12 protein-coding genes are annotated in these 14055 nt (G+C 74.5%); 6 read left to right on the top strand and 6 right to left on the bottom strand.

All coding sequences use genetic code 11. The features are described 5' to 3' along the window. Positions 1 to 83 precede the first annotated feature (83 nt). Positions 84 to 1235: a glycerophosphodiester phosphodiesterase gene (locus tag BMW62_RS06450; RefSeq protein WP_091930020.1), complete on the top strand. Its 1152-nt coding sequence runs from the start codon at positions 84 to 86 to the stop codon at positions 1233 to 1235. A 95-nt stretch (positions 1236 to 1330) separates the two neighbouring features. On the opposite strand, the gene BMW62_RS06455 is transcribed toward BMW62_RS06450, so the two are convergent. Together BMW62_RS06455 and BMW62_RS06460 are read right to left on the bottom strand one after the other, a co-directional pair. Then, entirely contained in the window at positions 1331 to 2926 is a 1596-nt protein-coding gene (locus BMW62_RS06455; RefSeq protein WP_211435014.1) for a long-chain-fatty-acid--CoA ligase, read from the bottom strand. 62 nt (positions 2927 to 2988) lie between these two features. Beyond that, positions 2989 to 3642: a TetR/AcrR family transcriptional regulator gene (locus BMW62_RS06460; RefSeq protein ID WP_091930021.1), complete on the bottom strand. Its 654-nt coding sequence runs from the start codon at positions 3640 to 3642 to the stop codon at positions 2989 to 2991. 110 nt (positions 3643 to 3752) lie between these two features. Between BMW62_RS06460 and BMW62_RS06465 the strand changes: the two genes are divergently transcribed. The 3 genes from BMW62_RS06465 to BMW62_RS06475 all read left to right on the top strand — a co-directional run bounded on the left by BMW62_RS06465 (position 3753) and on the right by BMW62_RS06475 (position 7000). Further along, positions 3753 to 4973: an acyl-CoA dehydrogenase family protein gene (locus BMW62_RS06465; protein ID WP_091930102.1), complete on the top strand. Its 1221-nt coding sequence runs from the start codon at positions 3753 to 3755 to the stop codon at positions 4971 to 4973. Beyond that, positions 4970 to 5962, top strand: coding sequence for an acyl-CoA dehydrogenase family protein (locus BMW62_RS06470; protein ID WP_091930022.1), 993 nt, complete (start codon positions 4970 to 4972; stop codon positions 5960 to 5962). Before BMW62_RS06465 ends, BMW62_RS06470 begins: the two co-directional genes overlap by 4 nt. A gap of 108 nt (positions 5963 to 6070) precedes the next feature. Then, entirely contained in the window at positions 6071 to 7000 is a 930-nt protein-coding gene (locus BMW62_RS06475) for an enoyl-CoA hydratase-related protein (RefSeq protein ID WP_091930023.1), read from the top strand. A 3-nt stretch (positions 7001 to 7003) separates the two neighbouring features. On the opposite strand, the gene BMW62_RS06480 is transcribed toward BMW62_RS06475, so the two are convergent. From BMW62_RS06480 to BMW62_RS06490, 3 genes are all read right to left on the bottom strand, one after another. Continuing rightward, entirely contained in the window at positions 7004 to 7642 is a 639-nt protein-coding gene (locus tag BMW62_RS06480; RefSeq protein WP_244523873.1) for a response regulator, read from the bottom strand. A gap of 1 nt (position 7643) precedes the next feature. After that, complete coding sequence (locus tag BMW62_RS06485; protein ID WP_091930024.1) at positions 7644 to 9722, bottom strand: sensor histidine kinase; 2079 nt, start codon at positions 9720 to 9722, stop codon at positions 7644 to 7646. Positions 9723 to 9820: 98 nt separating this feature from the next. Then, complete coding sequence (locus BMW62_RS06490) at positions 9821 to 10447, bottom strand: hypothetical protein (protein ID WP_091930025.1); 627 nt, start codon at positions 10445 to 10447, stop codon at positions 9821 to 9823. Between the two features lie 648 nt (positions 10448 to 11095). Between BMW62_RS06490 and BMW62_RS06495 the strand changes: the two genes are divergently transcribed. Beyond that, entirely contained in the window at positions 11096 to 12799 is a 1704-nt protein-coding gene (locus BMW62_RS06495; protein ID WP_091930026.1) for an OmpL47-type beta-barrel domain-containing protein, read from the top strand. A 59-nt stretch (positions 12800 to 12858) separates the two neighbouring features. On the opposite strand, the gene BMW62_RS06500 is transcribed toward BMW62_RS06495, so the two are convergent. Next, positions 12859 to 13359, bottom strand: a complete 501-nt coding sequence (locus BMW62_RS06500) for a MarR family winged helix-turn-helix transcriptional regulator (protein WP_091930027.1) — start codon at positions 13357 to 13359, stop codon at positions 12859 to 12861. Positions 13360 to 13445: 86 nt separating this feature from the next. Here BMW62_RS06500 and BMW62_RS06505 point away from each other — a divergent pair, with 86 nt between their 5' ends. Next, positions 13446 to 14009: a YceI family protein gene (locus BMW62_RS06505; protein WP_091930028.1), complete on the top strand. Its 564-nt coding sequence runs from the start codon at positions 13446 to 13448 to the stop codon at positions 14007 to 14009. Positions 14010 to 14055: the final 46 nt, after the last annotated feature.

Below are 14055 nucleotides of genomic sequence, written 5' to 3' on the forward strand. Positions count from 1 at the left end.
ACGCGGCCCCGGCACCTGGGCTCGCTGGGATCAGCGCGCGGAGCCGCCGGCGAGGGTCGCCGTCCGAGCCCGCGGGAGTCCCGATGTCCCGAGCACGCCGCCTGCGTGCCACGGTCGCCGCCGTCGCGGTCGCCGTCCCCCTGTCCCTCGCCGTCCCGGCGGCCGTGCCCGCCACCGCCGCGCCGCGGCCGCCGGCTCCCGAGCCCGGCACGGCGCTGGCCGACGACCTGCTCGTCGTGGGCCACCGGGGGGCCTCCGGCTACCGGCCGGAGCACACCCTCGCCGCCTACGAGCTCGCCGCCCGGATGGGCGCCGACTACATCGAGCCGGACGTCGTGAGCACCGAGGACGGCGTGCTCGTCGCCCGGCACGAGAACGAGATCTCCGGGACGACGGACGTCGCGAGCCGGCCGGAGTTCGCCTCCCGCCGCACCACCAAGGTCATCGACGGCGCGCCGCTCACCGGCTGGTTCACCGAGGACTTCACCCTCGCCGAGCTGCGCACCCTCCGGGCCGTCGAGCGGCTGCCCGAGGTGCGGGAGGAGAACACCCTCTACGACGGCCTCTACCAGGTGCCGACCCTCGACGAGGTGCTCGAGCTGCGGGCCCGGCTCACCAAGGAGCTCCGCCGCGAGATCGGCGTCTACGTCGAGACCAAGCACCCCACCTACTTCGATGGCATCGGCCTCTCCCTCGAGGAGCCGTTGATGGCCGACCTGCAGGAGGCGCGGGTGCACAAGCACACCTCGCCGGTCTTCATCCAGTCCTTCGAGACGGCGAACCTGCGGGAGCTGGAGGAGAGGGGGGTGCGCGTGCCGCTGGTGCAGCTGCTGTCGGGCTCCGGGCAGCCCTACGACTTCACCGCCGCCGGTGACCCGCGCACCTACGCGGACCTCACCACCGCGGAGGGGCTGCAGGAGATCGCCGGGTACGCCGAGGGCGTGGGGCCGGAGAAGAACCAGGTCATCCCGCGCGACGCCGACGGCACGCTGGGCACCCCGACCGCACTCGTCGATGACGCGCACCGCGCCGGGCTGCTCGTGCACCCGTACACGTTCCGCAACGAGAACGTGTTCCTGCCGCCGGCGCTCCGGGACGGGGCCGAGGCCGACGACTACGGCCGGGCGCTGGAGGAGCACCTCGCCTTCTGGGAGGCCGGCATCGACGGGATGTTCACCGACAACCCCGACACCGGCGTGGTGTCCCGGGACCTGTTCGAGACCGACGCTCCCTGACCCTGCCGCCCGGGCGCGACGGTGTGCGCGGATGTGCGGTTCCGGACGCAGTCCCTGCACATCCGCGCACATCGTCGCCGGGGACGGGGCAGGCGTCAGACGACGGGGTCGGCGACGAGCGAGCCCGCCGAGTGCTCCTGCCGCAACGCGGTCTTGAGCACCTTGCCGCTCGGGTTGCGGGGGAGCGCCCCCACCACCGAGTACTCCCGCGGGTTCTTGTAGCGGGCCAGCCGCTCCCGGCAGAACGCGGCCAGCTCCTCGGCCGTCGGCGGGTCGGCCGCGTCGCGCGGGGCGACGACGGCCAGCGGCGCCTCGCCGTAGCGGGTGTCGGGCACGCCGATCAGCGCGACCTCGGCGACCTTCGGGTGGGCGGCCAGCACGTTCTCCACCTCGGCGCAGTAGATGTTCTCCCCACCAGAGATGATCATGTCCTTCTTGCGGTCGACGACGTAGAAGTAGCCGTCCTCGTCCTGGCGCACCAGGTCGCCGGAGTGGAACCAGCCACCGGCGAACGCCTCCGCGGTCGCCTCGGGCTTGCCCCAGTACTCCTTCATCACCATCGGGCTGCGGTAGACGATCTCGCCGACCTCGCCCTGCGGCACGTCCTCCATCAGCTCGTCGACGACGCGCACCTCGACGTTGAGGATCGGGGTGCCGACCGAGCCGATCTTGCGCACCGCGTCCTCCCCGCGGAGCAGGCAGGTGACCGGGCTGCACTCGGTCTGCCCGAAGGCGGTGACCACCTCCGCCTGCGGGAAGGCGTCGATGAGCGTGCGCAGCAGGGTGGTGGACGCCGGGGCGGCGCCCCAGGAGACCCGGCGCAGGGCGGAGAGGTCGCGCGCGGCGAGGTCGGGCACCGCCAGCACCGCGGCCCACATCGCCGGCACGAGGAAGATGCTGGAGACCTTCTCCCGCTCCATCAGGTCGAGGGTCGCCGCCGGGTCGAAGGCGCCGGACCGGAGGATCACGTGGACGCCGCCGAGCAGCAGCGGCGGCAGGCCGCCGGCCAGCCCGGCGATGTGGAACAGCGGCGCACCGGGGACGGCGACCCGGTCGTCCGGATCCCAGCCCAGCGTCGTGATCTGGCTGAACGCATGCATGATCAGGTTCCGGTGGGTCAGCACCGCGCCCTTGGGCCGGCCGGTCGTCCCCGAGGTGTACATGACGAAGGCGGCCTCGTCCTCGTCCACGGCGACGTCGAGCGGCTCCCCCTCGGCCGCGGCGAGCGCCGACGCGTAGTCCTCGCTGCCGGGCCCGGCGTCACCGCCGTCGATGACCAGCGCCGTCGCGACGTCCGGGGCCTGCTCGCGCGCCTTGGCTGCGACCTCCGCCAGCGGCGCGTCCACGACCAGGGCGACGGCGCCGGAGTCGGTGAGCACGTAGGCGACCTCGTCGGCGACCAGCCGGAAGTTGACCGGGACGACGACCGCCCCCAGCCGGATGCCGGCGAGGTAGGCCTCCCACGTCTCCGGGCCGTTGAGCGCGAGCACGGCCACCCGGTCGCCGGTGCGCACCCCGCGCGCGTGCAGCGCCCGGGCCAGCCGGTCCACCCGCTGATCGAGCTCGGCGTAGGAGCGGCCCGATCCCTCGAAGCGCAGCGCCGGCGCGTCCGGGCTGGTGCGGGCGTGCCGGGCCAGCATGTCGCTCATGGTCATGCCGCGGCCGTGCAGGACGGGGATCTGGACGCTCACGGGCTTCTCCTCAGCCGGGGCAGTGTGACCCGCGTCATGCTGGTGGCCGCGAGCCGGGGCGGTCAACCCTGACTGTCGAGGTCGAGCAGGCGGGCGGCGAGCCGCTTCCAGAGCGCCAGGTGCGGGTCGGTGGCGGCCGGCCGGTCCTGGAACGCGTAGACCAGCGCGACCCCGCGCATGCTGGTGAACAGCAGCTCGCAGAGGTCGGCGTAGGCGGGGGCGCCGGCGATCTCGGGCCCCCAGATGCCGTCGGCCACGGCGGCGATCGAGGCCCGCAGCCGGCGCTCCTCGCCGCGCAGCGCCGCCCGCAGCTCGGGGTCGGTGCGGGCCGCCGTCCAGAGCTCCATCGCCGCCCAGAACGGGGGCTCCTGGAAGGTCGCCCACATCAGGTCGATCGCGCGGTCCACCCGCTCGCGCCCGGTCGGCCCGTCCTCCATCAGCGCCGCGGCCCGGCGGCGCACCTCGTCCAGCTGCGTCGTGGACAGGTGCTCGGCGGCGGCGACCAGCAGCTCGGCGCGGGACGGGAAGTGGTGCAGCAGCCGGCCGCGGGAGACCCCGGCGCGGGCCTGCACGGCGAGCGTCGAGGCGCCGGCGAACCCGTCCTCGACCAGGCACGCGACGGCGGCGTCGAGGATCAGCAGGCGGCTGCCGGCGGTCCGCTCCGCGCGCGAGCGGGGCCCGGGAGCGGCGCCGGCGGCGGCGGGCTCGGCGCTCATCCGCGGAACAGTAGGCGGTGCACGCGGCCCGGAACAGTCACCGTTGACCGTTCCGGGTGACGCCTGTCACGCTGCGGCCGATCCCCCGCTCACCGACGAGAGGCGTGCCCGTGGACTTCGACGACAGCCCCGGCGAGGCCGGGTACCGGGCGCGGGTGCGCGCCCTGCTCGAGGAGCACGCCGGCGAGCTGCTGCACCTCGCGCCCGGCCAGGAGGGCATCGACGCCCGCACGCACGAGGCGGAGATGCGCCGCACCCAGCGGGTGCTCGCCGAGGCGGGGCTGGTCGGCGTCACCTGGCCCCGCGAGTACGGCGGGCAGGGGGGCACGCTGGTGCAGCAGGCGATCGTCGCCCAGGAACTCGCCCGCGCGCGGGTGCCCGGTTTGATCAACCACATCGGGATCGGCATGTGCGGGCCGACGGTCATCGCCCACGGCAGCCAGGAGCAGCGCGACCGCCACCTCGCCCGGCTGCTGCGCGCCGACGACGTGTGGTGCCAGCTGTTCAGCGAGCCGGCCTCGGGCTCGGACCTCGCCGCGCTGCGCACCACCGCCGTCCGCGACGGCGACGGCTGGGTGGTCAACGGCCAGAAGGTGTGGACGACGCTGGCGCACGTCTCCGACCACGGCATCCTGCTCACCCGCACCGACCCGGAGAAGCCGAAGCACGCCGGTCTCACCATGTTCGTCGTCGACATGCACGCCCCCGGCGTGACGGTGCGCCCGCTGCGCCAGATGGGCGGGCGGGCCGACTTCAACGAGGTCTTCTTCGACGACGTCCGCATCCCCGACGAGGAGCGGCTGGGCGAGCCCGGCGAGGGCTGGCGGGTCGCGCTGACCACGCTGATGAACGAGCGGGTGGCCATCGGCGGGGCCGGGGGCGCCATCGGCGCGCCGGTGGAGGAGTTCGCCCAGCACGCGCGCGAGCGGCTGCCGCGGCTCGACCCCGAGCGGCAGGTGCTGGCCCGGCAGGCGGTCGGGCGGGCGGTGGTCGCGGCGCTCGCCGCCCGGTACACCGGCTACCGACGGCTCACCGTGCTCAGCCAGGGCGGCATCCCCGGACCGGAGGCCAGCGCGGGGAAGCTCGCCGGCACCGAGGCCGGCCTGCTCATGGCCGACGCCGGGGTGCGGCTGCTCGGCGACGACGCAGTCTACGCCGCCACGGCCGACGGTGACGACCGCTGGCAGCGCACCCAGTCGTGGCTGCCGGGCATCAGCATCGCCGGCGGCACCGACCAGGTCCTCCGCAACATCCTCGGCGAGCGGGTGCTGGGTCTGCCGCCGGAACCCCGCAGCGACAAGACCGCTCCTTTCTCGGGAGGGAAGCGATGAACTTCGACCTCGACGCCGACCAGCGCGACATCGCCGACGGCGCCCGCGACTTCTACCGCGGCAACGCCTCGCCGGCCGCGGCGCGGGCGGGTCTGGAGGGCGGGCGACTCGAGCCCGGCCGCAAGGCGCTGGCCGACATCGGCTTCCTGGGCATCACCGTCCCCGAGTCCGCCGGCGGCTCCGGGCGCCCGCTGCTGGACCTCGCCGTCGTCGCCGAGCAGGGCGGCGCGGTCCTCGCGGCGCCCTCGCTGGTCACCGCCGCGCGCGCCGCCGTCCTCCTCGCCGACGCCCCCGACCTGGCCGCGCAGCTGGCCGACGGGTCGACGGCCTTCGCCGTGCTCGACGGCGCCGTCGACGGCTCCGCCCCGTCGGTGGACGCCGCCGACGCGACGCTCTTCCTCGGTCTCGACGGCGGTGACCTGGTCGTCGGCGAGGGCGAGGTCCTGCCCGGCCGGCCGGTGGACGCCACCCGCGGGCTGGCGTCGGTCCGGCTGACCTCCCGCCGGGTGCTGACCCCGGACGCGGGCGAGCTGTGGGCCCGCGCCCGGCAGGTGGGCGCGGTCGTCATGGCCGCGGAGGACCTCGGCGGCGCCGAGCGGTGCGTGCAGCTGGGCGTGGCCTACGCCCAGGAGCGGGAGGCGTTCGGCCGCCGGATCGGCTCCTACCAGGCGATCAAGCACATGCTGGTCGACGCGTGGGTCGGGGTGGAGCAGCTGCGCTCGCTGGTCTGGTGGGCCGCGTGGGCGGCGGACTGCAACCCCGACGAGCTGCCGCTGGCGGCATCGGCGGCGAAGGCCTGCGCGGCGGTGACCTTCGAGCGGGCAGCGAGCACCCTCATCCAGGTGCACGGCGGCGTCGGCTTCACCTGGGAGCACGACGCGCACCTGTACTGGCGGCGGGCCAAGGTCGACCGGCTGCTGCTGGGGGACGAGGCCGAGCACCTCGACGCCGTCGCCCGCCTGGCCGTCACCGGCGCCCTCGGCAGCTGACCAGGCCGCGGCACCCTCAGGCATAGGAAGCTTTACATGCGGCTCTGGCCCCAAAACCGCATGCATAGCTTCCTATGCCCTGAGGGGTCAGGTGACGGCTGACCACCCTTGCCATTCGCTGACAGGAGGAAGACCACGGACCTCACCGAGCTGCGGTACGAGGTGGCCGACGGCGTCGCCACGGTGACGCTGCACCGGCCCGACCGGCTCAACGCCTTCACGCTGACCATGGCCGACGAGCTCACCCGGGTCGCGGCGGCCGCCGACGCCGACGACGACGTCCGGGTGGTGGTCGTGACCGGCGCCGGGCGGGCGTTCTGCGCCGGCGCAGAACTCGCGGGCGGTCCCGACACCTTCGGTGACCGGCGCACCCGCGTGCGCCCGCCCGGCCCGCTGAGCGAGGAGATCGGCGGCTACCCCCGCGACGCCGGGGGAGTCGCCTCGCTGCCGTTCGCCGCGCTGCGCAAGCCCGTCATCGCCGCCGTCAACGGGCCGGCGGTGGGCATCGGCGCGACCCTGACCCTGCCGATGGACATCCGGATCGCCGCGGAGTCGGCCCGGTTCGGGTTCGTCTTCGGCCGGGTCGGCATCGTGCCGGAGGCGGCGTCCTCGTGGTTCCTGCCGCGGGTGGTCGGCATCAGCCAGGCGATGGAGTGGGTGGCCACCGGCCGGGTGTTCGACGCCGCCGAGGCGCTGCGCGGCCGGCTGGTCTCCCGCGTGGTGCCCGATGACGAGCTGCTGCCCACCGCGTACGCGCTCGCCCGGGAGGTCGCCGACAACACCAGCGCGGTCGCCGTCTCCGCTGCCCGGCAGCTGCTGTGGTCGATGCTCGGCGCCGCCTCGCCGTGGGACGCGCACCGCGCGGAGTCCCGGGCGCTGGTCGAGCTGGGGGACGGGCCGGACCCGGCCGAGGGAGTGGCCGCCTTCCTGGAGAAGCGGCCGCCGCGCTTCCCCGGCCGGCTGCCCGACGGCGAAGTCGCCGGCGTGCCCCGCTGGCCCCTGCCGCCGGACGACGTCACGCCGTCGTCCGGAACCTGACCTTCAGCCCCCCAGGCCGGCCTCCCGCGCGCGGATCATCGCCTCGGCCCGGTCCCTGACCTGCAGCTTGGCGAAGATCGCGGAGACGTAGTTCGCCACCGTCTTCGGGCTCAGCGACAGGGCGCGGGCGATCGACGGGTTGGGGTTCCCCTGGGCCAGGAGTCGCAGGATCTCCCGCTCGCGGTCGGTCAGCGACGGGAACACCTGGGGAGCCGGCCGGGGCTGGGCGAAGAACGCCAGCACCCGGCCGGCCACGGTCGGGCTGAAGATCGCCTCCCCGCGGGCCACCGCCCGGATCGCCCCGGTCAGTTCCTCCTCGTCGGCGTCCTTGAGGACGTAGCCGCGGGCGCCGGCCCGCAGCGCCATGAACACCGAGTCCTCGTCCTCGAACAGGGTGAGCACCAGCACGCGCACGTCGCGGACGGCGGCGGTGATCGCCCGGGTGGCCTCGATGCCGCTCATGCCCGGCAGCTGCAGGTCCATGAGGACGACGTCGGGCCGCAGCTGCCCCGCCTGCGCCACCGCGTCCTCGCCGGAGACCGCCACCCCGACGACCTCGAGGTCGGCCGCCGTGTCCAGCAGCGCCAGGACGCCCTTCCGGAACAGCGGGTGGTCTTCGACCACCAGCAGGCGCGCGACCACGTCAATGCCCTCCGCTCAGTGGCAGCCGGGCGCGCACGCGGGTGCCGCTCCCCGGCGCCGGCAGCACGTCGCACCGGCCGCCGGTCTCCGCCGCCCGCTCGCGCATCGACGACATCCCCACACCGGGGAGCAGCTCCGCAGGGAGCCCGCGACCGTCGTCGACGACCTCGACGGTCAGCTCGCCGTCGTCGGCGGCCAGCCGGAGCGTGCAGGTTCGGGCCGCCGCGTGCCGGACGACGTTGGTCAGCGCCTCCTGGGCGATCCGGTAGGCCGCCACCTCGACCGCCGCGGGGAGCGGGGGCAGCTCGCCGTCGACCTCGACGCCCGCTCGGAGGCCGTCGCCGTCGGCGCTGCACCGCTCGGTGAGGCGCTCCAGCGCGCCGACCAGCCCCAGCTCGTCGAGGGCGGGCGGTCGCAGGTCGTGCACGAGCCGGCGCACGTCGGCGATCGCGGTGCGCAGCTCGGCGCGCAGCTCCCCGGCCAGGGCCTCGGCGCGCGCGGGATCACGGTGGATGAGGGTGCGCAGCACGCCGGTCTGCACGGTGAGCCCGGCCAGCTGGGCACCCAGGCCGTCGTGCAGGTCGCGGCGCAGCCGGCGGCGTTCCTCCTCCCGCGCGGTGACCAGCCGTTCCCGCGAGCGCCGCAGGTCGGCGGTGAGCCGCACCGCGGAGACGGCCACCCCGGCCTGGCGGGCCAGGTCGGAGAGCAGCCGCCGGTCGGCGGCGGAGAACGCGGTCTCGCCGGGTCGCAGGCCCAGCCGGAGCTCGCCCACCTCCTCGCTCCGGTAGAGCAGCGGGAGCGACCGGGTGCCCGGCACCGGGGAGCCCGACTCGACGGCCGGTTCGCCGTCCCCCAGCACGATGGCGGCGTAGGGCAGGCGGAGGGACTCCCGGACGGTCGTGACGATCGCCGGCAGGACGTCGTCCGGCGCCAGCGTGCTCTCCAGCCGCTCGCCGAGCCGGGACAGCGCGGCGTAGGGCTCGGTCCGCCGGCCGTACAGCAGCCGGTTCACCCCCCGCTGCAGCCGGTCGTGCGCCGGGGCGAACCCGACGGCGACCAGGCCGGTCGCCACCAGGGAGACCAGCAGGTCGTCGTCCCGGCGCAGGACCGCCCCGAGGTAGCCGACGACGAGCACGTACCCGCCGACGACGAGGGCGGTGAGCGTGCCGTAGACCAGCGTCCGGTTGAGGACGACGTCGATGCCCTCGAGCCGGTACTTCAGGACGGCGACCGCGATCGCCACGGGCAGGGCGAGCAGCAGCCAGACGAACACCGCGGAGCTGACGAGCGGGAGGACGCCGTCCAACGGCGCGAGGACTGCCGGCGCCACGGCGAAGAGGAACCACGTCATCTGCAGCCGCTCGTCGCCGCGCGAGCGCCGGAACCGGACGACCACGGACACGACGGCACCGATGATGCCGGCGGCCAGGACGATGCCGAGGACGGCGAAGACCGGCAGCTCCTCCACCGGCGCCAGGCCCGGGACCCCGATCGGGTTGTCGATCCGGTAGTCGACCTCCTGCCCGCTGAGCGAGCCGGTGAGCATCCCGAGGACGCAGATCGCGCCCAGGGCCGCGCCGGGCAGCACGGCGACCGGCCACCAGCGGGGGGAGGGCAGCCGCCCGTCGGGGAACAGCAGCGGGAGGTAGAGGAAGAGCAGCCCGAGGACCGCGTACCAGTACCAGCTCTGCAGCCAGGCGCCGGCGACGGCGAGGGCGTCGGGCCGGCCGCGGGTGGTCATCACCCAGGCCGCGTAGGCGTCGCCGGCCGGGACCACGCCGACGAGCAGCGCTGCCGAGGCCATCAGCCAGCCGACCGCGTTGTGCGGGCGGCGCAGGACCAGCAGCGCCCCCAGCGCCGCGAAGAGCCCGAACCCGCCGAGGATCGGCACCGCCTCGGCCGGATCGAGACCCGGGCCGCCCAGCCGGGCGTCGAGCACGAGGTACGCGACGGCGCCGGCCAGGTACACCGGGAGCACCGCCCAGGCGAACAGCCGGGGCAGCACGGCGGCGCCCGGCGGTCGGCCGCCGGCAGCCCGCCGCGGCGGGGCGGGGGCGGGCGCGGTCACGCGGGTCGTCACCTGGTCGCTCCCTTCGGCGTGGGCACGATGCGCGCCGGAACGGCGCGGCGTCAACGGAGGGCCGCGCCGGGCGGCGCGGCCCTCCGCGGGGGAGTGGGTCAGAACGCAGGTGCCGGCTCGTGCCGGATGGCCGGAGCCGACTGCAGCGACCGGCCGAGCAGCACCCAGGCGAGGCCGGCGGGCACGCTGATCGCGGCCCAGAACCAGGCGTCGTTCTCGGGGCTCACGAGGCCCCCGAGGGCGCCGATCCCGATGCCGAGCGGGAGGGCGAGGGCGAGCAGCAGACCACCGGCGCGGGCGAGCGAGCCGGCCCGCCGCCGGACCACGGCGACGCCGAGCAGCACGCCGCCGATCGTGGAGACGAGGAACCCGAGGAGGAAGGTGATGTGCCCGAGCGCCACCTCGGCGCCGCCGGTGGTGATCGACGCGACCTCGATCGCGTTGCCGACGGCCATGGCGGCCAGCCCGGCCCCGGTCAGCGCGGTGCCGACGGCGCCGGCCCGCCCCGCGTCGCCGCCCAGCGCCCGGCGGAGCGCGGCGAGCCCGGCCAGGATCAGCACCGGCGGCAGGACGAGGAAGACCCAGGCGGCGGTCGCGCTCGCGAGGGGGATGGCCCCGGCTCCGGCGCCGTCGGCCAGGACGGTGGCCCAGGCGACGGGCAGCAGCGCCCAGAGGGCGCCGCCGACGAGGCCGCCGGTGGCGGATCGGGAGGTCGTGGTCGACATGGGAGGTCCTTCCGGAGCGGGGGATCGGTGCGGTCCCGACGCTGCCGTCCGGGAGATCCCGGGTACCAGGGAGCGCGATCCCGATCCGGCCGGGAAGTTCGCCCGTCCGGATCAGCCGGCGACGACTCGGCCTCGCGTCTCCTCTCGGGCGCGGCCGCGCGCCGGCGGCGCACCGGTGACCACGGCACCGGGAAGACCGGCGGCGCCGACCCGACCGGCAGGCCGACTCCGGCCGACCGGCCCCGGAGGCGGGTGACCGTCGACCGCGATCCTTCGACGTCCCCGGCGCGTCAGGGCACGCGGTTGGGGTCCAGGTGGCGCAGGATGGTTTCCCCGAAGTCGCGCTTGGCGGCCACCTGCGCGCGGGGAAGCCGGTCGCACGGCTCGCGGCGGCGCCGGGGTGAGCTGCCGACGCCCGCGACCCCGAGGCCCGGAGGCGGGTCGTCCCGTCCTCGCGCAGCCGAGTCTTCGCGGTCCGTAGGCGCAGCGACCATGCGCACGTGATCGTGGACGCCTGGTCATCGGCGCGCGATTCGGGGAGGGGACGTCCCGGACGGCGCCCGAGCGGTGCGCGAGGCCGTTGACCGGCTCCCGGGGACAACAGAACACTGCCCAGCGCCAGCCGCCATCCGCAGAGAGAGCCCTCCGATGAGCGCTTCCCGCATCCGTCCCCGTCCCCTCCCCCTGGGACTGGTCCTCGCCGGCGTGGGCACCTGCGTGCTCGTCCCGACGGTCGCCGGAGCCGCGGAGAACGTGAGCAGCGACTACCGGGTGGGGTGCACCGTGGCCGCTGACGACTCATCCGGCTCGAGCGACGACCCGGCGGGGGTGTCGTACGACGGCACGCGCAACGACGTGGCCGCCTCCCCGGCGGCGCATCTCGTCACGGGCAGCACCACCGCCCGGTACTCAATGGGCTCCTTCCGCGAGGACTGCGACGTCAACGGCGGGTACCGGGACCAGCTCACCGTCCGTCCCGGAACCAGCGGGCTGTCCGAGGGCGAAGAGATTACGGTCCAGGTCACCATCGAGGCGCGCGGCTCGGTCGGGGAGGTGTGGGGCAGCGACGTCTCGTTCTCCACCCTGTCCCGGTACGACGCCGAGGCCTCCATCCGATCGCTGGACGACTGCACGTATGACGGCGAGGGCACCTTCTGCACCGAACCGCTCAACTTCTCGATGGAGCGCGAGCGGCAGGTCTACGGCAACGCGCCCGGCTCGGTCGACCTCTACTACGACCACTCCCACGAGCTCACCGCCGACGGCGCGGAGGTCTCCTACGACTCCGTGTCCGAGGAGTACACGCTCTGTTCCAGCTATCCGCACAACTGCGGCTCCGGGCAGGGAACTCCGCCGCCGGCTCCCGACGAGACCTTCGTGGCCACCGCGACGCTCGTCGTCGGCTCCACCTACCTGCTCCAGGGCGATGCCACCGCGCTGACCAGTGCCGGCTACTACTGGCCGAACGAGGGAGGTGACCAGCTGTCGGCGTCGGCCGCCGTGGACAGGTTCCTCCTCGAAGTGAATGCCACCGCCGAATTCGCGGATGTCGAGCTCGCGTACGCATCCGCCGGGGCGTCGGCGGACACGACTGCTCCGTACGTGACCGCCGAGATCTCGCCGGCGCCGGTCGGCGGCTGGAACACCACCGCCCCGACGGTCACGCTGACGGCCACTGACGGTTCCGGCGTCCAGTCGATCACCTACAGCGCGACCGGGGCCAAGACCACGGAGGAGACCACCGCCCCCGGGGACGCCGCGTCCTTGCTGATCGACGTCGAGGGCATCACCGAGATCACCTACCGGGCGATCGACGTGGCCGGCAACGTCTCCGAACCGCAGACGGTGACCGTCCGGCTCGACGCGACCGCCCCCACCATCACCGGCGCCGAGGACGTCACCGTCCGGGCCGACGAGCCCGGCGGCGCTCCGGTGACCTTCGAGGTCACCGCGACGGACAACCTGGGCGGCCCGGTGAGCGTGTGGTGCGTCCCCGCGTCAGGCACCACCTTCCCGGAGGGGCCGACCACGGTGACCTGCACCGCGACCGACGAGGCGGGCAACGCCTCCTCCGCCGGGTTCACCGTCACGGTGACTCCACCCGACCCGATGGAGGAGCTCGGCGAGGCGATCACCGAGATCGCCGTGCCGGCCGGCATCAGGAACGCCCTGCTGTCGAAGTACGACGAGGCGCTGGCGAGGTTCGCGGCGGGTGACACCGCAGCCGGCTGCGGGGCCCTGGGTGCTCTCGACAACCACGTGTCGGCCCAGGCCGGGAAGAAAATCTCGACCGCGGACGCGGCCCTCCTCCGCGACCTCGTCGACGGGGCACGCGCCGAGAACGGCTGCTGAGGGAGTCCGCCGGACGGCGGGCGCCCGACCCAGCGTCGGGGCGCCCGCCGTTCCGCGTCTCAGGGCATGCGGGTCGGGTCCAGGTGGCGCAGCAGCGTCTCGCCGAGGTCGCGCATGGCGATCACCTGCGTGGGGGAGAGCTGGTCGAACAGCTCCCGGCGCACGCCCTCGACGTGCACCGGCGCCGCGCCCTCCAGCGCGGCGAAGCCCTCGTCGGTCAGGACGGCGAGCTGGCCGCGGCCGTCCTCGGTGCAGACCTGCCGGCGCACCCAGCCGCGCTCCTCCAGCCGGGACACCGCGTGCGAGAGCCGGCTGCGGGAGGACAGGCACCGGTCGGCGAGCTCGCTCATGCGCATCATCCGCTCGGGCGTCTCGGAGAGGGCGACGAGGATCTCGTAGTAGGCGTGCGAGATGCCGGTGCGGTGGCTGAGCTCGCGGTCGAGCCGGTCGAGCAGCAGCTGCGCGCTGTAGAGCCAGGCCCGCCAGGCCTGCTGCTCCTCCGGGTCGAGCCAGCGCGGCTCACCCGTGGGGAGGGACTCCGGTGACACCGACGTGGTCATGTCGTCAGGATACTGGCGGAATAGTCAAGCGCTCAACTACGCTCTGGGTCAGCGAAGGTCCACCGCTCAACCACCTGGGAGACATCATGACCAGCAGCACCACCGTCCAGATCCCCGGCTACATCGCCGGCACCTGGGACATCGACGCCAGCCACTCCACCGTCGGCTTCTCCGTCCGCCACATGATGGTGAGCAAGGTCCGGGGTTACTTCCGCGAGTTCTCCGGCGAGATCGTGACCGCCGAGGACCCGGCGCAGTCCCGCGTCACCGCGCAGGTGGACATGGACTCGATCGACACCCGCCAGGAGCAGCGCGACGCGCACATCAAGTCCGCGGACTTCTTCGACGTCGGCAACCACACCGAGATGACCTTCCGCTCCACCACGGTGAAGACCGACGGCGCCGACTGGACCGTCGAGGGCGACCTGACGATCAAGGGCATCACCAAGCCCGTCGTCCTGGAGCTCGAGCTCAACGGCTTCGGCCCTGACGCGTACGGCGGCACCCGCGCCGGCTTCAGCGCCAAGACCGAGATCTCCCGCAAGGAGTACGGCGTGGACATCGACATGCCGATGGACGGCGGCGGCGTCGTCGTCGGCGACAAGATCACCGTCGAGCTCGAGATCGAGGCCGTGCTCCGCACCGCGTAAGAACGCCGAACGGTGTGCGTTGATGCGTAGTTCTTGACCGATTTCC

Origin of the sequence: Blastococcus sp. DSM 46786 (genome assembly GCF_900109665.1) — a bacterium.
Classification (GTDB): domain Bacteria; phylum Actinomycetota; class Actinomycetes; order Mycobacteriales; family Geodermatophilaceae; genus Blastococcus; species Blastococcus carthaginiensis.